The following is a 22271-nucleotide window of genomic DNA, read 5'->3' on the forward strand; positions in this document are numbered from 1 at the left end:
AGGTCAGCCCATGAGCCACTCTCACGATCATTCCCGCCGTCACTTCCTCGGCCACGCCGGTGCCGCCACCTTCGCCGCTTTCGGCGCTGGCAGCTTCGGCGGCATCTCATCCGCCTTCGCCAGCGAACTCTTCGACCCGACGCTGCCGCGCCAGCCCCACCACCCGGCCAAGGCCAAGGCCGTCATCTGGCTGCACATGGCCGGCGCGCCCAGCACGCTGGACCTGTTCGACCACAAGCCCGAACTGATCAAGCTGGCCGGCACACCGCTGCCCGACAGCTTCGGCAAGGACCTGAAGACGGCCACCGACGGCGGCGTGGGCAACCTTTACGCCAGCAAGCGCACCTGGAAGCAGCATGGCGAAAGCGGTGCCTGGGTGTCGGACCTGCTGCCCCACATCGCCAAGCAGGCCGACGACATCGCCTTCCTGAAGGGCAGCAAGACCGAGGGCAGCACCCACGTCATCGCGTCGCTGAAGCTGCACACCGCCGGCCTGGTGCCTGGCCGCCCTGCCCTGGGCTCGTGGGTGCAGTACGGCCTGGGCTCGGCCAACCCCGACCTGCCGGCCTTCGTCGTGCTGCCCACGGGCGTGGGCTCGGCCGGCGGCGGCCGCGGCGCCGTCATCTGGAGCAGCGGCTTCCTGCCCGCCGCCCTGCAGGGAACGCCCTTCCGCAAGGGCGACTCGCCCATCCTGCACCTGGCCCGCCCCGACGGCATCACGGAAAAGGAGCAGCGCGCCCAGCTCGACCTGCTGCGCGCCCTGAATGGCGAGCACGCCGAGCGCTACCCCGGCGACACCGAGTTGATCGCCCGCGCCAAGAGCTATGACCTGGCCTACCGCATGCAGGTCTCGGCGCCGGAAGCCGTCGACCTGGCCAAGGAAACCGCGGCCACGAAGACGGCCTACGGCATCGGCACCAAGGAGACCGACGAGTACGGCACGGCCCTGCTGCGCGCCCGCCGCCTGGTGGAGCGCGGCGTGCGCTTCATCCACGTCATCTCGGGCGCGCCGGACAACAGCGTGGACTCGTGGGACGCCCACAACAACCTGGAGAAAAACCACGCGGTGATGTGCAAGCAGGTGGACCAACCGGTGGGCGCCCTGCTGGCGGACCTGAAGGCGCGGGGGCTGCTGGAGACGACGCTGGTGGTCTGGGCGTCGGAGTTCGGGCGCACGCCGTATGGGCAGAGCGGCAACGGGCGGGATCACAACCCGTGGGGCTACACGCAGTGGATCGCTGGGGGTGGTATCAAGCCGGGGACGTATGGCGGCACGGATGAGATCGGGCTGCGTGCGGAGACCGGGGTGATCGATACGTATGACCTGCAGGCGACGCTGCTGCATCAGCTGGGGCTGAACCACAAGAAGCTGGTGTTTGCGCATCAAGGGCGGGCGGAGAAGGCGACCACCGTGTTTGGGGATGTGATCAAGGAGATCTTGGCTTAGTCTGGTTTGGCGTGTATTGCTGCTCACCGGTGCATTGCCGGGAGTCCGTCCCGGCGGCCGGGTAACTTTCTTCTGCGGGGCCAGAAGAAAGTCACCAAAGAAGAGGCCCTGAACCGCACTCGTTCGCCACGCCACCATCAACGGCGCGCGAAAACGCCCACCTGCACCGCGCCCCGACGCGATCCGCTGCGCTCTCGCTGCTGTCCCTATGACGAGCACCAAACATCGCCACATCCCGCCCGTTAACGCGCGGCTGCACGCCGGGCTCACCAGAAAACCGAAGACAGCGTCGCTCGGGCGATTGGTGACAAGGACAGCAGCGAGAGCGCAGCGGGTCGCGTGAAGGCGCCGTCCAGTTCCGAGCAACGCGAGCGCTCCATCCTGCTCGAGTGCGGATTGCATTGAGTGCTCCTCTTTTGGTGACTTTTCTCTGGCGCGTCAGAGAAAAGTTACCCGCCCTCGCGGGGCGGATTCCCGCGGCACTGCACACGAGTCATAAGGACCTCTGCAAAGACATCCAACAAATGAAAACGTACCCGGCGCTAACCGCCCTCATCCCCCTGCTGATCGCCACCACCGTCCTCGCCGCCCAAGCCGAGCTCACCGCCGACGAGATGCGTACGGCCGAAGACACGCTGCGCGATCTCGACTCCAACGTCAGCCTGCAGAACCGCAAGGCCCTGGACGAGGCGCGTGAACTCGCGCGCTTCTTCCAGCAGGTCGGCGCCCACTACACGGCTCAGCCCGATGCGGCCCGCGGCGTCGACTTCGCGCGCAAGTCGCAGGGCCACGCGCAGGCCATTGCCGCCGCCGTCGAGGCCGGCAACTACGACGCCGCGCAAGACGCACTCAGCGACCTGACGCGCAGCTGCAAGGCCTGCCACGAGGTCTACAAGACCAAGAAATGAAGAAGCAAGCTCCCTTCCTCATCTCCATCGCCCTGCTCGTCGCGCCGCTCTGCCACGCCGCTTCCAAGCTGGACCTCGGCATCTGGATGCGCTCCATCGACCACAAGTCGGTCAGCGTGCAAAAGGCCCTCGGCGCCGGCCGCCACGACGAGGCCGCGGTCGATGCCCAGGCCCTGCAGAAGCTCTATGCCGACATGACGGCCTTCTTCGAGAAGGACTACCCGGCCGCCGATGCGGTCGGCTTCTCGCGCGAAGGCGAGCGCCAGGCCGCCGCCATCACCACGGCGCTGTCCTCTGGGGATGTCGCCAGCGCCAAGGGCGCCGCGCGCGCCATCGCCCTCGCCTGCAACGACTGCCACGACCCCTACAAGCCCCTGCCATGAAAAAGACCCTCGCCCTTTCCCTGCTGGCGCTCGCCGCCAGCGCCCACGCCGCGTTGAAGCCCGGTGACGCAGCGCCCGACTTCCAGGCCACCGCAGCCCTGGCCGGCAAGACCGTCGACCTGCAACTCAAGGATGCCCTCGCTAAAGGCCCCGTCGTCGTCTACTTCTACCCGGCGGCCTTCACCGGCGGCTGCAATCTGCAGGCCCATGAATTCGCAGAGAACCTGGCCCGCTTCACGGCCGCCGGCGCCACCGTCATCGGCGTATCCGGCGACGGCATAGCCCGGCTGCGCGAGTTCTCCGCCGACCCCGAGACCTGCGCCGGCAAGCTCGCCGTCGCCTCGGATGCCGACGGCCACATCGCCCGCGCCTTCGACATCGCCACCACCGCGACACCGCCCGGCCGCAAGACGACCAAGGGCCAGGACATCACCCACGCTCGCGCCGAGCGCACCAGCTTTGTCCTGAGTCGCGAGGGCCGCGTCGTCGCCACCGTCGGCGGCCTGGCGCCCGCGGCCAACGTGGCCGCCGCGCTTGCCGAGGTCGAACGCCTGGCCGGCCGCTGATCCCTTCCCCAACCACCCACCACAACGATGAAACGACTCCTCATCATCACAGCCGCACTGCTCGCCAACACCGCCCAGGCCCAGCAGGCCCCCAAGCCCGAGCAGCTCATCAAGTGGCGCCAGTCGGCCTACCAGGTCATCGGCTGGAACACCGGCCGCGTCAAGGCCAACGTCGACGGCACGTACAACAAGGACGACGTCATCCGCGCAGCCAACACGATTGCCGCGGTTGCCAACGGCGGCCTGCCCTCGCTGTTCCCGGCTTCCACCGAAACCGGCAAGGGCTGGCATGACACCAGCGTCAAGCCGACGCTCTTCAGCGACGCCGCCGGCGCCGCCGCCGCCCAGGCCGCCTTCGGCAAGGAAGCGAATGAACTCGCCCGCGTCGCCCAGGGCGGGGACGTGGCCGCCATCAAGGCCCAGCTCGCCGCCCTGCAGAAGACCTGCAAGGCCTGCCACGACGACTACAGGAACAGCAACTGATGAAGGCTCTACTTTGCTCCGCCGCCCTGCTCGCCGCTGTCGGCGTCCAGGCCCAGACCCCGCCTGTAGCGGCCGCCAGCGCGCCGCCGCCGCCACCCTTCACCTTCTTCGTCACCAGCACCGGCGGCGGCAACGGTGCCAACTACGGCGGCCTCCAAGGCGCCGATGCCCATTGCCAGAAGCTCGCCGAGTCCGTGGGCAACCCCTACAAGACCTGGCGCGCCTACCTCAGCACGCAAGGCGCCGGCGCTGTCAACGCCCGCGACCGCATCGGCAAGGGCCCATGGACCAATGTGCGCGGCCAGGTCATCGCCCGCGACGTGGCTCACCTGCACGGCGACACGCTGGAGCAGGCCCAACTCGGCAGCAACCTGACCCGCAACACGGCACTCACCGAAAAGGGCGAGCGTCCCAAAGCCGCTGGCGACACGCCCAACGAGCACGACATCGTCACCGGCTCCACGCCCGAAGGCCGTGCCTTCCCCGAGGGTGCCGACAAGACCTGCCGCAACTACTCGTCGGGCGCCGAGGATGGCTCGGTGCAGCTCGGCCATTTCGATCGCACCGGCGGCGGCAATGCCTCCTGGAACTCCGCCCACGCCAGCCGCGGCTGCAGCCAGCCCAAGCTGGTAGCGACGGGTGGCGCGGGCCTGCTCTACTGCTTCGCGGCCAACTGAAGATGTAAAGGCCGGTGGCGCCCGCCATCGCCTTCTTCAATGGACCGACCGGTTCAGGGCAGGGAACTCAGCGCCTCGGCACGGGGCAGGTAAGCGCTGAAGATCTTGTAAAGGGTGCCGTCCGCCCGCATGGCCGCGACGGCATCCTGGATCTTGCGGGCGTCGCTTTCGCGGACCCTGGCCTTGGAAAGCGCGAAGCCCGCAGCGTAGTTGTCGTCCGGGAAGGCATCGATGACCGTGACCCGGCCCTCCAGCTTGCTGTCCGCAAGAATTCGCCCCCACACGACAGGTTCGGACAGAAAGGCCGCGTCACGCCCCAGCGCGACGAGCCTGGCCGCCATGTTGGCGTCGGCGTACTCGTCCACCCGCCCCTGCTGGCGCAGTTTGGCGATCCACTGGTCCCACTGCGGGCCATGCCTGAATCCCTTGACGACCGCCAGGCGCAGTTCGCCGTGCTCGGCGAACGTCTTCAGCGTGGGCGCCGGATAGGGCAGGCCTTCTCGAACCAGCAGCCGGTTGCGCCCGCTCATGTAGATCACAAACCGCGCAAAACCATTGCGTTCATCCGTCTCGATGGCCGACACCGTCATGTCGAGGCCGCCATGGGCCAGGTCGGCCCAGGTGCGGACCCTGGAGTCCACAAAGGTCTCGAACTTGCAGCCGGTCCGACGGCCCACTTCATCGACGATGTCGACGTCTATGCCCGCCGTGCTCAGCCCCGCACGCCGAAAGGCCAGCGAACCATATTCGTACAAGGCGACACGGTACGGCCCGCACGCGACCGGCTGCGCCAGTGCTTGCACGCTGGCTGTGGCCAACCAACCAGCCGTCACCCACATCCTGACCTTGCCCATGCCTTCACTGCCCATCAAAGCTGGGCCAAGTATCTATTGGCGGCGGGGAGGAAGCGCATGGAGCCGCATTCGCTGACATCTTTGGCCTTGCCCGTGATTGAAACCGTGGAGGGCGGCTTAGCGACTGCGGACAATCAGCAGCACAAGGAGCCGAGAACCCCATGCGCATGATCCTGGTCACGTTGCTCTCGCTGCTAAGTCTGTCGCAGGAGGCGGCTGCCTGCAGCGTTTTGCCAAGTTGGCGCCCGCCCACGGTGGAGACTGCGCTGAGCCAAGCTGCGGTCGTGCTTCAGGCGAAAGTCATTGCGGTGCAGCGTGAAGCAGGAGTGTCTTTGGCAACCGTGTCGGTTGAGCACGTGCTTAAGGGCAAGTATTCAGGCCACATTGTGGAAACAGGCGGCGGCAGCCTCTGTGGGATAGGCACTTTCAACGTTGGTCAGACCTACGTGCTCTTCTTTGAACAGCGCGGAGAGTGGTGGGTTAATGCGCTCGTGCAGCCTCATGCCACGGCGGTGCTCGGGTCGCGTCGTCTGGACGCGAGTGAAGTGATTCCAGCCGTCGCTGCGATCTCGAAGCAAATTGGCGAGGTGCCTGGCGTTTGGGTGCCAGAAACCCAGTGGGATTTGCCGGCGTATAAAACGACGTTGTCCCACTTGAAGCTACTGGCGGAGCGTGAGCAGGAATACCAGCTACAACTTAGGCATCGGACTTGGTTGGTGTGGGCTGGCCTGGCGCTCGCGCTGATGGCGGGCTTCGCAGGAGCAGTTGGTCTTCGCAGCCGGAGGCTGCGTGCCAAGCGCCGCGCATTGGGCAGCACGTTTGAACGGCCTTCGGACCAGTAGCGCGAGATGCCCGCTTCCAGCCTTTATTGGCGCTCTGTGCTTTGCTGTTCGTACTGAACCGGGTCGGGTTGGTGCGTGCAATGTTGGGAATAACTCGTTCGCACTCGTTTGCGCCGCCGTTCTTGGCCGGCATCCTGGCCAGCGTTCTTCTTGCCCTTACCCCAACGATGAGGCCAATGCCTACTGGGCGTTGCCGCAGGTGCTTGATCCAAGCATAGCCTTCATGATTTCTTGCCTGGGGGTGCAGAGGGTCACACGGCGCTTCTATTGGAAGCGTTGACTGAAGCGGCGGGTCCGCTATCAGCCGAGGCTGTGTGAGAACGCGTCAACGGACCTGGGAGCGCCCTGCCGGATTGCACCCGTCACGACGGCTGCCTCAGGATCTTCTCCATCGCCTTGCCCTTGGCGAGTTCGTCGATGAGCTTGTCCAGGTAGCGCAGCTTCTGCATCAGCGGGTCTTCGATCTCTTCCACCCGGATGCCGCACACCACGCCCTTGATGAGGGCCACGCTGGGATTCAGTGCCGGCGCCTGGGCAAAGAAGGTCTCGAAGTCCGTGGACTGGTCAAGTTGCTGCTGCAAGCCTGCGGCGTCATAGCCGGTGAGCCAATTGATGATGCGGTCGACCTCATCCTTGGTCCGGCCCTTGGCCTCGGCCTTGCGGATGTACAGCGGGTACACCCTGGCAAAGGGCATGCTGAAGATACGGTGGCCGGCCATCGTCATTGCTCCTGCGGATTCAAGGGGTCGACGGGCGATGCTGACACAAGCACCGTTCTACAGGCCGCGGTCGGCTTCACTTGGCGACTCCCCGCACCTTCATCGTGTGCGTGAGGCTCATCCGGTCGATGTCGTCGATGGACATGATCGGCGCATACATCAGGTCGGTTGGGTCGGTGGTCCGCGTCCAGCCCAGCTTCATCTCGCCGACGATGCGCATCAGCATCTTCTGCAGGCGCAGACCGATGAGCTCCGCCGACGCGGGCTTGCCGTCCTTGCTGGCTCCCAGTCGGGCCAGGGACAGCACCGAAGTGCGGGCCATGGGGCTGTGGGCCGAGTACTGGAACCGGAAGTTGCGCTCGCGCGAGTTGATGTCCCGGTCCGTGACCACGATGAAATAGGTCCGCGGGCCGGCGTCCTGCAGCCGTTTCGCGAGCGTTGTACCAAAGGCCAGATAGTCCTCGACCGCGTACTGTTGGGTGCCGGGGATGGGGTCGGCCACGCCCGAGGGCATCAGTAGCGAGGCCTTGACCCACACACCGGCTTCCTGGGTCAGCGATCGGGCGACGCCGGCCGCGAACTGCTCGGGAATGCCGTCGGTGGGGATCACGTACAGCGCCACCGCGTCCACCGGGCTGGATGGCACGAGGCGGTCCGGCTGCGCGTTCGCCAGCAAGGGGATGAGCAGCGAGAGCAGGAGGACGCGACGGTGCATGCGATGCCTGGGTCTGGGGGTGACGGGTGGCTGGCATGGTGCCACGACCCAAGATGCGCTGGAAGCGTGTCCAGGCAGGCGTAACCTCCGCTTGTCAACACTTGGCACGGCGCTGCTAGCGCGCGACCATGCCCGGCGACTTGATGCAAACAAAGCGGCAGGAGACAAGCATGCTGGTGCAGACAACCCCCTCGGGCCCGCGGGCCGAGCGCATGGACGAAGTCGTCAAGCTGGTGCGCGCCAAGACCAGCGCCGACCAGCGCGAGACGCTGGCGGATTTCGTGCAGCGCTACTTCGGCCAGGTCGACCCGCAGGAGCTGGCCGAACGCCAGGTGGCCGACCTGTACGGCGCAGCGGTGTCGCACTGGAGCTTTGCCCGCAAGCGCGAGGTCGGCCGCGCGCGGGTGCGGGTGTTCAACCCGACGATTGCCGAGCACGGCTGGCAGTCGACCCACACCGTCATCGAGATCGTCAACGACGACATGCCCTTCCTCGTCGACTCGGTGACGATGGAGGTCAATCGCCACGGGTTGACGCTGCACCTGATCATCCATCCGCTGATGGCGGTGAACCGCGACGGCGACGGCACGCTGCAGGGGATGGCGGCCGACGGTGTGCGCGAATCCTTCATCCATGTGGAGGTCGACCGCATTCCCGAGCCGGCCCGGCTGGACGCCCTCGCGGCCGACGTGAGCCGCGTGCTCGACGATGTGCGCTCTGCCGTGGCCGGCTGGCGCGCCATGCGCCAGCGCATGCAGGACATCGTCGATGAGCTGGAGCAGCAGGCGCCGCCGCTGCCGGCCGACGAGTTGGCCGAGGGCCTGGACTTCCTGCGCTGGCTGGGCGACAACCATTTCACCTTCCTGGGCTACCGCCGCCACGGCCTGGCCAGTGTCGACGGGCAGGACGTACTGACCGTCATACCCGATTCGAGCCTGGGCATCCTGCACGACGTGGCCTCGCTGGATGCGGTGGCCGCCTTTGCCGCCCTGCCGGCCGAGGTGCGTGCCCAGGTGCGCCGGCCCGAGCTGCTGGTGGTGACGAAGTCGACTGCGCGCTCCACCGTGCACCGGCCGGGCTACCTGGACTACGTGGCCGTCAAGCGCTTCGGCCCCGACGGCGCAGTCGTCGGTGAGGACCGCTTCCTGGGACTGTTCACCTCCACCGCCTACAGCGCCAACCCGGCCGACATCCCGCTGCTGCGGCGCAAGGTGGCCGACGTGGTCGCGCGCGCCGGCTTCACGCCAGGCGGCCACGCCGGCAAGGCCTTGATCAACATCCTCGAGACCTATCCGCGTGACGAGCTGTTCCAGACCAGCAACGACGACCTGCTGCAGACGGCGGTGGGCATCCTGCACCTGGGCGAGCGCCAGCGCTTTCGCCTGTTCGTGCGGCGCGACCCGTTCCAGCGCTTTCTGTCCTGCCTGATCTATGCACCGCGCGAGCACTACACGACCGAGTTGCGCCAGAAGTGGCAGGCCATCCTGCTGCAGGCCTTCAACGGCAGCGGCTCGGAGTTCAACGTGCACCTGTCGGAATCGGTGCTGGCGCGCATCCAGATGACGATACGCACCCAGCCGGGCCAGATCCCGGCCTTCGATGTGCGTGAGCTGGAAGCGCGCCTGGCCTCGGCCGCGCGGCGCTGGGACGACGACCTGAAGACGGCGCTGGTTGAGGCGACCGGCGAGGCCCGCGGCATCCAGTTGCTGCGCCAGTTCGGCAGCGCCTTCCCCGCCTCGTACCGGGAAGAGTTCGAGGCCCGCGCCGCGGTGCCCGACGTCGAGCTGATGACCCGGCTCACTGATGCCGAACCGCTGGGCATGAACCTGTACCGCCCGCTCGAGGCGCCGCCCGGCCATCTGCGCTTCAAGCTGTTGCGCCGCGGCGAGCCGCTGACGTTGTCGAACAGCCTGCCGATGCTGGAGCACATGGGCATGAAGGTGCTCGACGAGCATCCCTATCGCATCGCGCCGCTGGACTCGACACCGATCTGGATCCACGACTTCGGGCTGATGGGCAGCGCCGACGCCGAGGTCGAAGTGGCCGCGCTGCACCAGGTGTTCGAGAACGCCTTCGCCGCCGTGTTGCGTGGCGAGGTGGAGGACGACGATTTCAACCGCCTCGTCGTGGCGGCACGCCTGACGGCCGAACAGATCGTCGTGCTGCGCGCCTATGCCAAGTACATGCGGCAGATCGGCTTTGCACTGTCGCAGTCCTTCATCGAGGCCACGCTGGCCGCGCACGCGCCGATCGCCGCCCAGCTAGCCCGTCTTTTCGAATTGCGCTTCGACCCGGCCGGTGGCGCCAATGCCGAAGCCCAGGCCGCGGAGCAGGTCAAGGCCATCACGGCCGCGCTGGAACAGGTCGAGAACCTGTCGGAGGATCGCGTGCTGCGCCAATACCTGGCGCTGATGCTCGCCACGACGCGCACGAACTTCTGGCGCCGCGATGCGGCAGGCCAGCGGCGCAGCTTCCTGTCGTTCAAGTTCGATTCGTCCAAGGTGCCGGGCCTGCCCGCTCCGAAGCCGATGTTCGAGATCTTTGTCTACTCGCCCCGCTTCGAAGGCGTGCATTTGCGCGGCGGCCGGGTGGCGCGCGGCGGCCTGCGCTGGTCGGACCGGCCGGAGGATTTCCGCACCGAGGTGCTGGGCCTGGTGAAGGCGCAGATGGTGAAGAACACCGTCATCGTGCCAGTGGGGTCCAAGGGCGGCTTCGTGCTGAAGAAGGCGCCGCCGTCCAGCGACCGCGAGGCCTTCATGAAGGAAGGCGTGGCCTGCTACCAGAACTATCTGCGCGGCCTGCTGGACATCACCGACAACCGCGTGGGCGACAAGATCGTGCCGCCGCCGCAGGTGCGCCGCTATGACCAGGACGACCCCTATCTGGTCGTCGCCGCCGACAAGGGCACCGCGACCTTCTCGGACTACGCCAACGGCATCAGCAAGGAGTACGGCTTCTGGCTCGGGGACGCCTTCGCTTCCGGTGGCTCGGTCGGCTACGACCACAAGGCCATGGGCATCACGGCACGCGGCGCCTGGGAGTCCGTCAAGCGGCACTTCCGCGAGATGGGCGTCGATACGCAGACCACCGGCTTCACGGTGGCCGGCGTGGGCGACATGTCGGGTGACGTGTTTGGCAACGGCATGCTGCTGTCGCGCCACATCCGCCTGCTGGCGGCCTTCGACCACCGTCACATCTTCCTGGACCCGACCCCCGATGCGGAAAGCTCGTTTGTCGAGCGCGAGCGCATGTTCAAGCTGCCGCGCTCATCCTGGGCCGACTACAACGCCAGCCTGATCTCGGCCGGCGGCGGCGTGCATGCGCGCAGCGCCAAGTCCATTCCGATCACGCCCGAGGTGAAGCAGGCGCTGGGCATCACCGCCGACACAATGACGCCGACCGAGCTGGTCAACGCCATCCTGAAGGCGCCGGTCGACCTCATCTACAACGGCGGCATCGGCACCTATGTGAAGGCCGCAACCGAAACCCACGCCCAGGTCGGCGACCGCGCCAACGACGCACTGCGCGTCAACGGCGGCGAGCTGCGCTGCAAGGTGTTTGCGGAGGGCGGCAACCTGGGCTGCACGCAGCGCGGGCGCATCGAGTACGCGCTCGCCGGCGGGCGCATCAACACCGATGCCATCGACAACTCGGCGGGTGTCGACACGTCCGACCACGAAGTCAACATCAAGATCCTGCTCGGCCTGGCCGTCAGCGAGGGCGAGCTGACCGACAAGCAGCGCAACACGCTGCTGCCGCAGATGACCGGCGACGTCGCCGCGCTGGTGCTGCGCGACAACGTCTTCCAGACCCAGGTGCTCTCGGTCACCAGCCACATGGCGCCGCAGCTGATGGACGCGCAGGCGCGCTTCATGCAGTACCTGGAGAAGGCCGACCGGCTGGACCGCGCGATCGAATACCTGCCGTCCAACGAGGAGATCGCCGACCGGCGCGGCAAGGGCCAGGGCCTGACCAACCCCGAGCGCGCCGTGCTGCTGGCCTACAGCAAGATCTGGCTCTATGACGAGCTGCTCGGCTCCACGCTGCCCGACGACCCCTGGGTGTCGACGGCGCTGGTGCGTTACTTCCCGGCGCTGCTGCAGGACAAGTTCAGCGGCTATATGCAACGCCACCCGCTCAAGCGCGAGATCATCGCCACGCACGTCACCAACAGCATGGTCAACCGGGTCGGCAGCACCTTCGTGCACCGCCTGCTGGAGACCACCGGCGCGCGCGCCTTCGAGATCGTGCGCGCCTACCTGCTGAGCCGCGAGATCTTCGGCATGGTGAGCCTGTGGCAGGGCATCGAGGCGCTGGACAACAAGGTGGCCGACGAGCTGCAGTCGCGCATGCTGATCGACACCAGCCGCCAGCTCGAGCGCGGCACCAAGTGGTTCCTGCGCTCCAACCGGCTGGTGGACGACATGGGCGCCACCATCGAGCACTTCACGTCCAACGTCACCAAGCTCGCCGCGCGCCTGCCGCAGCTGCTGGATGCCGACGAGCGTGCGCGCGTCGACGCCGCGGCGGCCAGCTACATCGCCGGCGGCGTGCCGCGTGAACTGGCCGAGCGCGTGGTCACCTTCGGCACGCTGTACGCGACGCTGGACATCGCCGAGATCGCCGGCAGCGCCCGTTGGCCGGTGGAGCTGGTGGCGGCCATCTACTTCGACCTTGCGAACCGCCTGGGCATGCCGTGGCTGCGCGACAAGATCACCGCCCTGCCCGGCGACCAGCACTGGCAGATGCTCGCCAAGGGCGCCATGCTCGACGATCTGTGGGGCCTGCAGCGCTCCATCACCGGCGCGGTGCTGGCCGGCGGCGGCAACCACGATTCGCCCGACGCCCTGGTCGAGGCCTGGCAGGCCAGCAACGGCCGCACCATCGAACGCGCGGAGCAGTTGCTGGGTGAGCTGCGCGCGGTGCCGGCTCCGGACGCGGCGATGCTGTCGGTCGCGTTGCGGGAGTTGCGTGGCTTGACCTAGCTAGGCATCGCGTTTGCCGTGGCTGGTCGACATGGCTGCAGGAGATCCCGATGAGCCCTCCCTATTCCAGTGACGAACCACCCCGCGCCGAGGTCGACGCCATGGCTGGCAGCACCGTGCTCGAATTCGGCGCCAACTGGTGCGGCATCTGCCAGGCCGCGCAGCGAACCATCGGCGACGCGCTGACAGCACATGCCGGCGCACCGCTGCGCCACCTGAAGATCGAGGACGGCCCCGGGCGGCCACTGGGCCGCTCGTTCCGCATCAAGCTGTGGCCGACGCTGGTGATGCTGCAGGACGGGCGGGAGGTCGCGCGTGTCGTGCGGCCCGGCGGCACACGCGAGATCGCCGAGGCGCTGGCAGGGCTTGGCGGCAGCCGGAACGGCTAGAAAGTCAACTTGACCGAGTCCGCGCTGCGCTGGGCCACGCCATGGAAGACCGCCTCGATGTTGTTGCCGTCGGGGTCGATGACGAAGGCGGCGTAGTAGCCCGGGTGATAGGGCCGCTCGCCCGGCGCACCGTTGTCCTTGCCGCCAGCCGCCAACGCGGCCTTGTGGAAGGCATCGACGGCGGCTTTGCCCTTGGCCTGGAAAGCCAGGTGCACGCGCCCGGTCAGGTCGCCTTGCGCGGCTTTGCTGTCGGCGGTCGAAACGAAGAGTTCATCCGCCCAGAAGAAGCTGTCGCCGGTGCCACCGATGGGAATCTCCAGCACCTTGAAGACCGCCTCGTAGAAACGCTGGCTGGCGGCAAGGTCGCGCACGACGAGTTGGATGTGATCGACCAGCCGGCCGCGGTGCAGTTCCTGGGTTTCCATGGGTGTTCCAGTGCCGGGTGAGTGGAAGAGCCATGTTAGGAGCCAGCTCCCGCCAAGAGTGTTTCAACAGGATTCAGGCCCGGTCGAGCCGACCCGTCCGTCCCACAAATCCGCAGTTCATCCGCGCGCGCCGGCGATTCATCGCCTGCCGCTCGCGGCGAGGGGCGCGTCTGCAGACACTGCAATCACTGACACAGCCAACCCCACCGGAGCCCACCATGAACACCGCCGCCAAGACCTTCGTCATCGCCATCGCCTCTGTGGCCGCCGCTGCCGCCATGGGCGTGGGCCTGGCCAACCACACCGCGACGCCTGCGACCGAGATCGTGAAGCTGGAGCGCGTGGTTGTGGTCGGCAAGCGTGCCGATGCGATGGTGGTCGCCAAGCTGCCGCGCGTCGTCGTCGAAGGGCATCGCAGCGCGCCGGCCGAAACGGCGGTAGCCGCAGCCCAGACGGCCGTCTGGCTTGTCTGAAACCCGCGCTGCTGTCAGTCACCCACCCGCCGCTGGCGGGTTTCTTTTTTTCGGTCTGCAGGCTCGATGTCGAAGTGCAGGACGTCTTCCCGGACGCCCAACTTGCTGTAAAGCGCAATCGCCGGGTCATCGCCGTGATCGGCCTGCACAAAGATGGCGTAGAAACCTCGAGCCGCTGCGAGCCGCTGCAGCTCTCGGATCATGGCTGTCGCGATGCCCTGCCGCCGATGGTGCTCGGACACCGCCAGGTCGTAGATGTAGAACTCCGAGCGCTGCTGCTCGAACTTGGGCAGCACGTAGCCTGTCAGTCCGCCCACCACATCGTCTCCATCCAGCGCGCAGATCGCGATGAAGGTCTGGCTGCTCAGCAGTTGGCTGAGATAACCGTCTTCCGGTTGCCACCTTGAGTAGGTCGACACGTCGTCAAAAGCTCGCCCGAGGAGATCAAGCATGCGGCGCATCAAGGGCAAGTCGTCTGCGCAGAGAACTCGGATGACCATGGTGCTGGACATTTGTAGATGTGGCCGTGTCATTCTGCGCCACGCAGATAATGGAACCGCTTCCATTCATCAACCCGGGAAAATACTGAAAGTGTCCAGCCCCCAAGGACGCTCCCCCACGCATTGTTGACAGGATCTCAGCCCGTCTTGGATACTTGATTGGAACCGGTTCCAATCTATAAACGGAGACAAGACGTGGCAAAACGATGGTTCGTGGGAGGCGCCGCCTCGCGCCTGGGCAGTTCCGCGCGTGACGCTTTACTCGGCGGCGTGATGGGCGCGGCGCTGCTGGCCGGTTGTGGCGGCGGTGGAGGCTCCGGCAGCAACGCAACCGTTCCATCACCCAGTACACCTCCTGTCACCAGCGAAGGCCTCACCCTGCTGAAAACCGACGGCACCCAGTGGGTCAACGCCAGCGGCAAGCAGGTCTTGCTCAAGGGCACCAACCTCGGCAACTGGCTGGTGCAGGAATTCTGGATGATGGGCCAGGGCGGCAATGGCGTGACCGACCAATGCACCCTCGAAGCCAAGCTGACCGAGCGCTTTGGCTATGACGAGAAGGAGCGCCTGATCAAGCTCTTTCGCGACAGTTGGATCACCACGCGCGACTGGGACCAACTGCAGGCGTTCGGCTTCAACATCGTCCGCCTGCCCATCCTGTGGAGCGCCATCGAAGACGAGAAGAAGCCTAAGGCCCTGCGCGCGGACGCCTGGAAGTATCTGGACTGGAGCATCGCCGAGGCCAGGAAGCGCGGCATCTACGTGATCCTTGACCTGCACGGCGCTCCCGGCGGCCAAACGCCCAACGATCACACGGGTTGCGCCGGCCAGAACAAATACTGGACCGATGCCGAAGCGCAGGAGCGCACCAAGTGGCTGTGGCAGCAGATCGCGACCAGGTACAAGGACGAGCCTGTGGTTGCGGCCTACGATCCCCTCAACGAGCCCTGGGGCTCCACCGCCGAAGCCATGGTGGCGCGCGTCGAGGAGCTGTACAAAACCATCCGCGCCATCGACGACAAGCACATCGTCTTGTTGCCCAGCCACTACGGCAGCATCGACGGCTATGGCAACCCGACAGCCAAGGGCTTCACCAACGTCGCCTTCGAGATCCACCCCTACCCTGGCCTGTTTGGTGACAGGCCTGGCGATTCGCCCTACGCGATCCACCGCGACTGGCTGCGCTGCGGGTCGGCGGGCACCGCCGGTGTCTGCGCCTACAACAAGCAGGTCAGCGACCTGAAGATCCCTCTGCTCGTGGGTGAGTTTCAACCCTGGCAGGGTGCGGGCCTGGACCTGGGCGGCCAGATCGGCCGTGCCACCTACGACACCTATGCCAGCTACGGCTGGGCGTCCACCTCCTGGGCCTACAAACTGGTCAGCCCGGCGGGCGGCTCAGGCAAAGGCACCTGGGGCATGGTCACCAACGCCGTCAACAGCAACTTCGACACCGGCGTGGGCCTGGTGGCCAAGGCCAGCACCTGGGATTGCGCGGGCTGGGATTCCGGCTTCAGCAATGCCTGCGCGGTGAAGGCAGCAACCATCAAGGTGGGCGGCACCGGCCGCAAGACCTATTACTTCGTCATCAAGAGCGGCGCTTCGGGAGGCAGCAATCCCGATGTGAGCTTTGACAAGATCAGCATCACCAACACCGCCACCAATGCCGAGCTCATCACCAACGGCGGCTTCGGCTCGAACACCGGCTGGACCGAGCTGACCATCAGCGGCAAGTTGAACCTGGACTTCAACGCATCGGCCGCGGGCAAGAGCCCGACCGGCAGCGAAGGCGCCGTCTTGCGCGTGACCCGCCCGGACGGCATCACCGGCGAAATCAATGGCGGCGTCTACCAGGCCATCATCCTCGAAGGCGGCCAGACCTATGCATTGAACGGCGTATTCAAGGACAACGGCAGTGCCAACACCTGGGCCGAGATGTACCTGCTCGACAAGGAGCCGGTGCAGGGCAAGGACGTCATCGACATGAATGGCAAGGTGGATTTCACCACCGCCACCGTGGCTGAAATTGAAGCCCTGTTCAAGAGCTACGCCACTCAGGCGTATGACGTGCACTCAGGCCTGGCCCAGTGGATGGTGAGCAGCACCGCGCCGGAAGTGTTCCAGTTGCCGGCGCGCCCCAGCAGCCTGAAGCTGACCGAAGGCAATAACAGCAACGCGCTCAGTTGGAACGCAAGTACCGATGCCAAGGTCACAGGCTACAACGTGTATCGCGCGATCGGCGCCGGCGGCGCTTTCGCCAAGCTCGCCGAAAAAGTCACCACCGCCACCTACACGGACGCCACCGCGGCCACTGGCACGACCTATTACTACGTGGTGACTGCACTGACCGCGGCCAACGAAAGCTATTACAGCGACGCCGCAAGCACCGCCGTCCTCGCGGTGCCGGTACCTGCGACCCTGCAGGCTGAGGCCTTCACGGGCATGAACGGCGTCCAGACCGAGACCTGCACCGACACCGGCGGCGGCCAGGACGTCGGCTACTTTGATCCCGACGACTACATCGAATTCAAGATCAACGTGGCCGCCGCTGGCAACTTCACGATCGACTACCGCTTGGCGAGCGCCAATGGCAGCACCGGTTTTGAAGTCTGGGTTGATGGCGCCAAAGCTGTCGATGTCATGGCCGTTCCCAACACCGGCGGCTGGCAGACCTGGGCCACCCAGACCAGCACCCCCTTCGCCATGGCGGCCGGCAACCACACCCTGCGCCTGAAATCCATCGGCAAGGAGTGGAATCTGAACTGGCTGAAGGTGAACGCGCAGTAGGGATCTCCAGACGAAGTCAATCTCCCGATCCTCACCGGCGCATTGGGCCGGTGGAGGCGGCGACCCCATGGCTCGCCGAGAGGCTCATGAGGTGATCTCATCGCTCTGTTTGCGGCCTTCGAGATCCTGCTGCGACACGACCGCGACCGTGTATCGCCCGACATTCAGCAAGCGCATGACGCCGCGATGCGCCTTGTCTGCCAAGCGTGAAGTGGCATAGGGGCCGAGCATCTTGACAGGGTAAAGACCCTCTCCGTCGACGACCTCGACCCAGTGTGCGTCGTTTTTTCCGGTCGTCATCCTCTTGATTCCTCTCGGGTGTTGAGCTGCCTCGCGCAGGGCTGCCATGACCTGAACTGTGCAGACCTTCGGTGAGGTCGGTATGAGGTCAGTGTGAAGTTCCAGGACGCAAGGCAGACGCCGGCCTGCATGAGCCCCCTAGAACCTGAGGCTGCCGCCCACACCCCCACAGGCCTACGCTTCGCCACTTGTCATTGCCAAGCCTGGAGGCGCTCATGCCCACCTCGCGAATCGCGCTGGCCCTGTCGGGCGCCCTGTTGCTGGCCGCGGCCGGCATCGTTCAGGCCAACACCCTTGCGCCGGCCGCCGTGGCCGGCAAGGTGTCCTTCAACTTCGAACCACCAGCCGCCATTCAGGTCGACGGCTTCGGCAGCTTCCCGCTGCTCGGCCCGGGCGGCCAGGTTCGGCTCGACGCATCGCCCCTGCCCAGCCCATCGTTGTACGCCGAGGTCGGGGTTGGCCCCGGCTTCACCGGGCGGGCCAGCGCGCAACTGACCTACCAGATGCAGGTCGTCGCCCCACCGGGCGCGGACCCGAATGCGGATGTGGGCGTGAACGCCGCCGTGGCCGGGCGGGTGCTGGGCTCGTCGAACAATGTCGACCCCTTCGCCGGCTTTGCGATGAAGGCGCAATGGCTGCTGGAAGACGTGAGCCTCGGCCTACAGCCGGTCTTCAGCGACGGCATCGAAACTGGCGCGCTGCAGGGCAGCTTCAATCAGAGCTTCGACCACGACGTCGCGCTGTTGCTCAAGCCCAGCCATATCTACCGCGTGACGCTGGTTGCCGACGCCTTCGCCGGCGCTTCGTCGGGGCCCTGGGCCATTGCCACCGCCTATATCGACCCCGTGTTCACCTTCGCCGGCGGCGTCGGCCCGGGCTACGCATTCGAGTTCAGCGCGGGCATCGGCAACGCACCCATCCCGGAGCCCGGTGCATGGGCGTTGCTCACGGTGGGACTGCTCGCACTCGGGCTCCGCATGCGCAGACGCGCCGGCTGACAAACTCAGCGCTGCACGCCCCAACGCCTCACCGTCAACCGCTCGACGGTGTCGAAGAGGAAGCGCTCGATCAGCCAGCTGATCAGCACGATGGTGGCCAGGCCGGCGAACACGCGGTCGGTCAGCGGCTCGTTGCGGCTCTGGAAGATGTACCAGTCCAGGCCACCGCTGCCCGATGATGCGCCGAAGAAGAACTCGGCCGCGATCAGCGTGCGCCAAGCATGATCAGAACGGCTTGTCGCCCTCGATGGTGGTGCGGTGCAGGCGGCGACGCATCTGCGGTGGGCAGCCGGCGGCCAGGTGGGTGACGGAGCGGTTGTCCCAGAACACCATGTCGTGGGGCAGCCATTGGTGGCGGTACTGCAGTTCGGGCCGCGTGCCGTAGGCAAACAGCTCGGCCAGCAGATTGCGGCTCTCGTCCTCGGAAACATCGACGATGCGGGTCGTGAAGTGCTCGCTGACGAAGAGGCCGAGGCGCCCCGTCTCCGGATGGGTGCGAACGACAGGCTGCACGACAGGCTTGACCTGTGCGACCTGCTCGTCGCTGAGCTTGGGCCGCCACGGGCTGCGTTCGCGCAGCTCCTCGTACTTGGCGAGGTAGGAGTGCTCAGCCTTCAGGTGGCGCACGCGTTGCTTCAGCTCGGGCGGCAGCGCCACCCAGGCCGCGTGCTGGTCGGCAAACAGCGTATCGCCGCCTTCCTCCGGCAACTCCTGGGCCAGCAGCATGGAGCCCAGGCTGGGCTTCTCCTTGTACGACAGGTCCGAATGCCAGAAGTAGCCTGCATCGCCGAGGCCAACCGGCTGGCCGTTCTCGACGATGTTGGAGACGATGAGGATCTCCGGGTGGCCCTTCAGGTGGAACTGGTGCAGCACATGGATCTCCAGCGCGCCAAAGCGGCGGCTGAATTCGATCTGCTGCTCGGGCGTGATGCGCTGGTCGCGGAAGACCAGCACATGGTGGTCGAGGTGGGCGCGGTGGATGCGGCGGAAGTCTTCGTCCGCCAGCGGCTGGCTCAGGTCCAGGCCCACCACCTCGGCGGCAAAGCTGTCGGGCAGTGGGCGGATCTCGACTCGGGTGAGCGTGTCCGTACTCATCATTCAAGCCCTCGCCAACCGGCGCACCACCGACACGAAATGGTCGATCTCGTCGCAGGTGTTGTAGAACGCGAATGATGGCCGAACGGTCGCTTCCACGCCAAACCGGCGCAGGATGGGTTGGGCGCAGTGGTGGCCGGAGCGCACCGCGATGCCCTCCTCCGCCAGCGCCTTGCCCACCGCTGACGTCTCATGGCCCGCCAGCACGAAACTCAACACGCTGGCCTTGTCGGCCGCGGTGCCAATGAGGCGCACGCCCGGGATGGGGCGGATGGCCTCGGTCGCGTAGGCCAGCAGGTCATGCTCGTAGCGGGCGATGTGGTGCAGACCGATGCGCGAGACGTAGTCCAGCGCGGCGCCCAGACCGGCCGCGTCGGCGATATTGCCGGTGCCAGCCTCGAAGCGCGCCGGCGCCGGCTGGAACACCGTGCGCTCGAAGGTCACGTCGGCAATCATGTTGCCGCCACCCTGCCAGGGCGGAATCGCGTCCAGCACCTCCTTGCGGCCGACGACCGCACCGATGCCGGTGGGGCCGAAGATCTTGTGGCCGCTGAAGATGAAGAAGTCGCAACCGATGGCCTGCACGTCCACCGCGAGGTGGGAGACCGACTGCGCGCCGTCCACCAGCGTCGTCACGCCCTGGCGCTGCGCCATGCCGACCAGCTCCTGCACCGGCACCACCGTGCCCAGGGCATTGCTGACCTGCGTCACGGCGAGCAGCTTGGCGCGCGGGCTGCCAATGAGCTTCTGCGCCTCGCTCAGGATGACCTGGCCGGTGTCGTCCACCGGGATCACGCGCAGATGCGCGCCCTTGCGCGCGGCGAGCTGCTGCCAGGGCACGATGTTGGCGTGGTGCTCCAGATGGGAGACGACGATCTCGTCGCCCGCACCGATGTGCTGCTCGCCCCAGGTGTTGGCCACGAGGTTGATGGCCTCGGTGGCACCGCGCACGAAGATGACCTCATCCGCCGAGCGCGCATTGACGAACCTGGCCACCGTCTTGCGGGCACCTTCGTAGGCATCCGTCGCGCGCGCGGCCAGAGTGTGGGCAGCACGGTGGATGTTGCTGTTCTCGTGCTCGTAGAAGTAGCTCAGCCGGTCGATGACGGCCTTGGGCTTCTGCGTCGTGGCGGCGTTGTCGAACCAGACCAGTTGCTTGCCGTTGACGCGCTCCGACAGGATGGGGAAATCCCGGCGGATGGCGTTCACGTCGAAGGGCTGGCGCTGGCCTTGCAGCACATGCTTGTTCGGCAGTTCGCCAGCGTGATGACCTGCGGCGCCGGGGTGGCGTGGCTGCAGGTCCAGCACGTAGAGCGATGGCTGCTGAGACACGCTCGAAGGCTCGACGAAGTAGTAGCCCGAGGGCACGGCTTCGCGTTGCGACGGCGAGATCTGCTGAGGTACGCCCAGCAGCTGGCCGCCGGCGCGGCCGTCAATGCCGGGCACGCTGGTCAGCAGCACGTCGGGCACGCCATTGCCAGCTTGCGCGTGGGGTGCCCGGGCGGGTGACGGGCGCAGCAATGCGGCGACGTGATCCGGGCCGGTGGGCGCGAGGTTGAGGCCGGGCGCCGCTGCGCCGAAGCCGCCGAACTGGGTGGTGGTGGGCTGGGGCAGCGGGCCGCTCGGCAAGCCGGGCGGCAGCGGGTTGGCGGGCACATTGAGGCCACCAGCGGACTGCACCGGCTGCGCTGAAGGCAGCGACCCTGCATTCAAGCTGCCGAACAACTCGTTGGCCAACCGGCCCAGCGCCGCGACGTCGAATGGGCTCTCGACCACGTCAGCGGTAGGTGTCAGGGTACTCATGGTATTTGCCCACTTCCACGTCTTCGAGCACGGCCAGCGCGTCGTCGCTGTGCACCGCCAGCGAGCAATACAGGCTGATCAGGTAGGAGGCGATCGCGTTGCGGTTGATGCCCATGAAGCGCACCGACAGGCCCGGCCCCTGCTCACCCGGCAGGCCGGGTTGATACAAGCCCACCACGCCCTGGCGCTTGTCGCCCACGCGCAGCAGGATGATGCTGGTCTTGCCGTCGTTGACGGGCACCTTGTCGCTGGGAATCAGCGGGATGCCGCGCCAGGTCAGGAACTGGCTGCCGAACAGGCTGATGGTGGGCGGCGGCACGCCGCGCCGCGTGCACTCGCGGCCGAAGGCGGCGATGCCCAGCGGGTGGGTCAGGAAGAAGGCGGGCTCCTTCCAGACCTTGCCGAGCAGGTCGTCCAGGTCGTCCGGCGTGGGCGCGCCGGTGAGGGTGGACAGGCGCTGCTCGTCCGCGACATTGGCCAGCAGGCCGTAGTCGGGGTTGTTGATCAGCTCGGACTCCTGGCGCTCCTTGATCGTCTCGATGACGATGCGCAGCTGCTCCTTGATCTGGTCGTGCGGGCTGCTGTAGAGGTCGGACACGCGGGTGTGCACGTCCAGCACGGTCGCGACCGCGTTCAGGAAGTACTCGCGTGGCGCGGCGTCGTAGTCGGCGAAGGTGACGGGCAGCTCGGCCTCGTCGCGCTTGGCGCAGGCGACCTTGACGGCCTCGGGGTCGGCCACCTTGTTGAGGCGGTAGATGCCGGCCTCGACCGGAATCCACTGCAGCAGATGCGTCAGCCAGCGCGGCGTGATGGTGGAGAGCTGCGGGACGGTTTTTGTCGCGTTCGCAAGCTGCCGCGCGGCGGTGTCGCTGAGCGCGAGTTGAGGGGTGTCAGCCATGGGAAAAGGGCTCCTGGGGGCGGTGGG

General features: G+C 66.6%; 21 protein-coding genes and 1 pseudogene. 12 read left to right on the forward strand and 10 right to left on the reverse strand.

What is annotated here, in order from left to right; genetic code table 11:
* Positions 1-10: 10 nt before the first annotated feature.
* From AC1DW0_RS23160 to AC1DW0_RS23185, 6 genes are all read left to right on the forward strand, one after another.
* A complete protein-coding gene (locus AC1DW0_RS23160) occupies positions 11-1447 on the forward strand; it encodes a DUF1501 domain-containing protein (RefSeq protein ID WP_056193078.1) in 1437 nt (478 codons plus the stop codon).
* Between the two features lie 524 nt (positions 1448-1971).
* Positions 1972-2355, forward strand: coding sequence for a hypothetical protein (locus tag AC1DW0_RS23165; protein WP_477948251.1), 384 nt, complete (start codon positions 1972-1974; stop codon positions 2353-2355).
* Entirely contained in the window at positions 2352-2738 is a 387-nt protein-coding gene (locus tag AC1DW0_RS23170) for a hypothetical protein (protein WP_477948253.1), read from the forward strand. The genes AC1DW0_RS23165 and AC1DW0_RS23170 overlap by 4 nt, the downstream gene beginning before the upstream one ends.
* Entirely contained in the window at positions 2735-3304 is a 570-nt protein-coding gene (locus AC1DW0_RS23175) for a peroxiredoxin (RefSeq protein ID WP_477948255.1), read from the forward strand. The genes AC1DW0_RS23170 and AC1DW0_RS23175 overlap by 4 nt, the downstream gene beginning before the upstream one ends.
* A gap of 27 nt (positions 3305-3331) precedes the next feature.
* Positions 3332-3787 carry a c-type cytochrome gene (locus AC1DW0_RS23180; RefSeq protein ID WP_457351572.1) on the forward strand — a complete coding sequence of 152 codons (456 nt, stop codon included), beginning with the start codon at positions 3332-3334 and terminating at the stop codon, positions 3785-3787.
* A complete protein-coding gene (locus AC1DW0_RS23185; protein ID WP_477948257.1) occupies positions 3787-4464 on the forward strand; it encodes a lectin in 678 nt (225 codons plus the stop codon). Before AC1DW0_RS23180 ends, AC1DW0_RS23185 begins: the two co-directional genes overlap by 1 nt.
* Positions 4465-4517: 53 nt before the next feature.
* Here the strand turns inward: AC1DW0_RS23185 and AC1DW0_RS23190 are convergent, their stop codons facing one another.
* Positions 4518-5318, reverse strand: coding sequence for a substrate-binding periplasmic protein (locus AC1DW0_RS23190; protein ID WP_477948259.1), 801 nt, complete (start codon positions 5316-5318; stop codon positions 4518-4520).
* 161 nt (positions 5319-5479) lie between these two features.
* Between AC1DW0_RS23190 and AC1DW0_RS23195 the strand changes: the two genes are divergently transcribed.
* Positions 5480-6160 (forward strand): hypothetical protein, encoded by a 681-nt coding sequence (locus AC1DW0_RS23195; protein ID WP_457390770.1) that lies wholly within the window; start codon positions 5480-5482, stop codon positions 6158-6160.
* A 362-nt stretch (positions 6161-6522) separates the two neighbouring features.
* Here the strand turns inward: AC1DW0_RS23195 and AC1DW0_RS23200 are convergent, their stop codons facing one another.
* Together AC1DW0_RS23200 and AC1DW0_RS23205 are read right to left on the reverse strand one after the other, a co-directional pair.
* Positions 6523-6879: a DUF2200 domain-containing protein gene (locus AC1DW0_RS23200; protein ID WP_477948261.1), complete on the reverse strand. Its 357-nt coding sequence runs from the start codon at positions 6877-6879 to the stop codon at positions 6523-6525.
* Positions 6880-6955: 76 nt separating this feature from the next.
* A complete protein-coding gene (locus AC1DW0_RS23205; RefSeq protein WP_056193099.1) occupies positions 6956-7594 on the reverse strand; it encodes a zinc metalloprotease in 639 nt (212 codons plus the stop codon).
* Between the two features lie 170 nt (positions 7595-7764).
* Here AC1DW0_RS23205 and AC1DW0_RS23210 point away from each other — a divergent pair, with 170 nt between their 5' ends.
* Together AC1DW0_RS23210 and AC1DW0_RS23215 are read left to right on the forward strand one after the other, a co-directional pair.
* Positions 7765-12579, forward strand: coding sequence for an NAD-glutamate dehydrogenase (locus AC1DW0_RS23210; RefSeq protein WP_477948263.1), 4815 nt, complete (start codon positions 7765-7767; stop codon positions 12577-12579).
* A 50-nt stretch (positions 12580-12629) separates the two neighbouring features.
* Positions 12630-12968 carry a thioredoxin family protein gene (locus AC1DW0_RS23215; protein WP_056193102.1) on the forward strand — a complete coding sequence of 113 codons (339 nt, stop codon included), beginning with the start codon at positions 12630-12632 and terminating at the stop codon, positions 12966-12968.
* Here the strand turns inward: AC1DW0_RS23215 and AC1DW0_RS23220 are convergent.
* Positions 12965-13393 carry a VOC family protein gene (locus AC1DW0_RS23220; protein ID WP_457351586.1) on the reverse strand — a complete coding sequence of 143 codons (429 nt, stop codon included), beginning with the start codon at positions 13391-13393 and terminating at the stop codon, positions 12965-12967. The two genes, AC1DW0_RS23215 and AC1DW0_RS23220, sit on opposite strands and share 4 nt — an antisense overlap.
* 218 nt (positions 13394-13611) lie before the next feature.
* On the opposite strand from AC1DW0_RS23220, the gene AC1DW0_RS23225 reads away from it, so the two are divergent.
* Positions 13612-13866: a hypothetical protein gene (locus tag AC1DW0_RS23225; RefSeq protein ID WP_056193108.1), complete on the forward strand. Its 255-nt coding sequence runs from the start codon at positions 13612-13614 to the stop codon at positions 13864-13866.
* Between the two features lie 14 nt (positions 13867-13880).
* On the opposite strand, the gene AC1DW0_RS23230 is transcribed toward AC1DW0_RS23225, so the two are convergent.
* Positions 13881-14366, reverse strand: a complete 486-nt coding sequence (locus tag AC1DW0_RS23230; protein WP_477948499.1) for an AAC(3)-I family aminoglycoside N-acetyltransferase — start codon at positions 14364-14366, stop codon at positions 13881-13883.
* Positions 14367-14561: 195 nt separating this feature from the next.
* On the opposite strand from AC1DW0_RS23230, the gene AC1DW0_RS23235 reads away from it, so the two are divergent.
* Positions 14562-17150 (forward strand): cellulase family glycosylhydrolase, encoded by a 2589-nt coding sequence (locus AC1DW0_RS23235; protein ID WP_477948265.1) that lies wholly within the window; start codon positions 14562-14564, stop codon positions 17148-17150.
* 84 nt (positions 17151-17234) lie between these two features.
* Here AC1DW0_RS23235 and AC1DW0_RS23240 read toward each other — a convergent pair whose 3' ends face one another.
* The gene (locus AC1DW0_RS23240) at positions 17235-17498 is read right to left on the reverse strand and encodes a hypothetical protein (RefSeq protein WP_477948267.1); all 264 of its coding nucleotides are present in this window, start codon (positions 17496-17498) and stop codon (positions 17235-17237) included.
* A 167-nt stretch (positions 17499-17665) separates the two neighbouring features.
* On the opposite strand from AC1DW0_RS23240, the gene AC1DW0_RS23245 reads away from it, so the two are divergent.
* Positions 17666-18448: a PEP-CTERM sorting domain-containing protein gene (locus tag AC1DW0_RS23245; RefSeq protein WP_457325798.1), complete on the forward strand. Its 783-nt coding sequence runs from the start codon at positions 17666-17668 to the stop codon at positions 18446-18448.
* Positions 18449-18453: 5 nt separating this feature from the next.
* On the opposite strand, the pseudogene AC1DW0_RS23250 reads toward AC1DW0_RS23245, so the two are convergent.
* The 4 genes and pseudogenes from AC1DW0_RS23250 to AC1DW0_RS23265 form a co-directional block, all read right to left on the reverse strand.
* A pseudogene (locus tag AC1DW0_RS23250) lies at positions 18454-18669 on the reverse strand (ABC transporter permease); the annotation flags it as partial.
* Positions 18670-18673: 4 nt separating this feature from the next.
* Positions 18674-19546 (reverse strand): TauD/TfdA dioxygenase family protein, encoded by an 873-nt coding sequence (locus AC1DW0_RS23255; RefSeq protein WP_477948269.1) that lies wholly within the window; start codon positions 19544-19546, stop codon positions 18674-18676.
* Positions 19547-21346, reverse strand: coding sequence for a family 2A encapsulin nanocompartment cargo protein cysteine desulfurase (locus AC1DW0_RS23260; protein WP_457390784.1), 1800 nt, complete (start codon positions 21344-21346; stop codon positions 19547-19549). It lies immediately after the preceding gene.
* Positions 21321-22244 carry a family 2A encapsulin nanocompartment shell protein gene (locus AC1DW0_RS23265; protein WP_056193959.1) on the reverse strand — a complete coding sequence of 308 codons (924 nt, stop codon included), beginning with the start codon at positions 22242-22244 and terminating at the stop codon, positions 21321-21323. Before AC1DW0_RS23265 ends, AC1DW0_RS23260 begins: the two co-directional genes overlap by 26 nt.
* Positions 22245-22271 lie beyond the last annotated feature (27 nt).

The organism is Roseateles sp. P4_D2, assembly GCF_056401875.1.

Bases quoted from the DNA above. Each gene is read 5' to 3' on its own strand.
- AC1DW0_RS23230 (WP_477948499.1), bottom strand. From the start codon at position 14,366: ATGGTCATCCGAGTTCTCTGCGCAGACGACTTGCCCTTGATGCGCCGC.
- AC1DW0_RS23185 (WP_477948257.1), top strand. From the start codon at position 3,787: ATGAAGGCTCTACTTTGCTCCGCCGCCCTGCTCGCCGCTGTCGGCGTC.
- AC1DW0_RS23245 (WP_457325798.1), top strand. From the start codon at position 17,666: ATGCCCACCTCGCGAATCGCGCTGGCCCTGTCGGGCGCCCTGTTGCTG.
- AC1DW0_RS23225 (WP_056193108.1), top strand. From the start codon at position 13,612: ATGAACACCGCCGCCAAGACCTTCGTCATCGCCATCGCCTCTGTGGCC.
- AC1DW0_RS23175 (WP_477948255.1), top strand. From the start codon at position 2,735: ATGAAAAAGACCCTCGCCCTTTCCCTGCTGGCGCTCGCCGCCAGCGCC.
- AC1DW0_RS23200 (WP_477948261.1), bottom strand. From the start codon at position 6,879: ATGGCCGGCCACCGTATCTTCAGCATGCCCTTTGCCAGGGTGTACCCG.
- AC1DW0_RS23165 (WP_477948251.1), top strand. From the start codon at position 1,972: ATGAAAACGTACCCGGCGCTAACCGCCCTCATCCCCCTGCTGATCGCC.
- AC1DW0_RS23160 (WP_056193078.1), top strand. From the start codon at position 11: ATGAGCCACTCTCACGATCATTCCCGCCGTCACTTCCTCGGCCACGCC.
- AC1DW0_RS23190 (WP_477948259.1), bottom strand. From the start codon at position 5,318: ATGGGCAAGGTCAGGATGTGGGTGACGGCTGGTTGGTTGGCCACAGCC.
- AC1DW0_RS23170 (WP_477948253.1), top strand. From the start codon at position 2,352: ATGAAGAAGCAAGCTCCCTTCCTCATCTCCATCGCCCTGCTCGTCGCG.
- AC1DW0_RS23180 (WP_457351572.1), top strand. From the start codon at position 3,332: ATGAAACGACTCCTCATCATCACAGCCGCACTGCTCGCCAACACCGCC.
- AC1DW0_RS23265 (WP_056193959.1), bottom strand. From the start codon at position 22,244: ATGGCTGACACCCCTCAACTCGCGCTCAGCGACACCGCCGCGCGGCAG.
- AC1DW0_RS23210 (WP_477948263.1), top strand. From the start codon at position 7,765: ATGCTGGTGCAGACAACCCCCTCGGGCCCGCGGGCCGAGCGCATGGAC.
- AC1DW0_RS23215 (WP_056193102.1), top strand. From the start codon at position 12,630: ATGAGCCCTCCCTATTCCAGTGACGAACCACCCCGCGCCGAGGTCGAC.
- AC1DW0_RS23240 (WP_477948267.1), bottom strand. From the start codon at position 17,498: ATGGCAGCCCTGCGCGAGGCAGCTCAACACCCGAGAGGAATCAAGAGG.
- AC1DW0_RS23205 (WP_056193099.1), bottom strand. From the start codon at position 7,594: ATGCACCGTCGCGTCCTCCTGCTCTCGCTGCTCATCCCCTTGCTGGCG.
- AC1DW0_RS23255 (WP_477948269.1), bottom strand. From the start codon at position 19,546: ATGATGAGTACGGACACGCTCACCCGAGTCGAGATCCGCCCACTGCCC.
- AC1DW0_RS23220 (WP_457351586.1), bottom strand. From the start codon at position 13,393: ATGGAAACCCAGGAACTGCACCGCGGCCGGCTGGTCGATCACATCCAA.
- AC1DW0_RS23195 (WP_457390770.1), top strand. From the start codon at position 5,480: ATGCGCATGATCCTGGTCACGTTGCTCTCGCTGCTAAGTCTGTCGCAG.
- AC1DW0_RS23260 (WP_457390784.1), bottom strand. From the start codon at position 21,346: ATGAGTACCCTGACACCTACCGCTGACGTGGTCGAGAGCCCATTCGAC.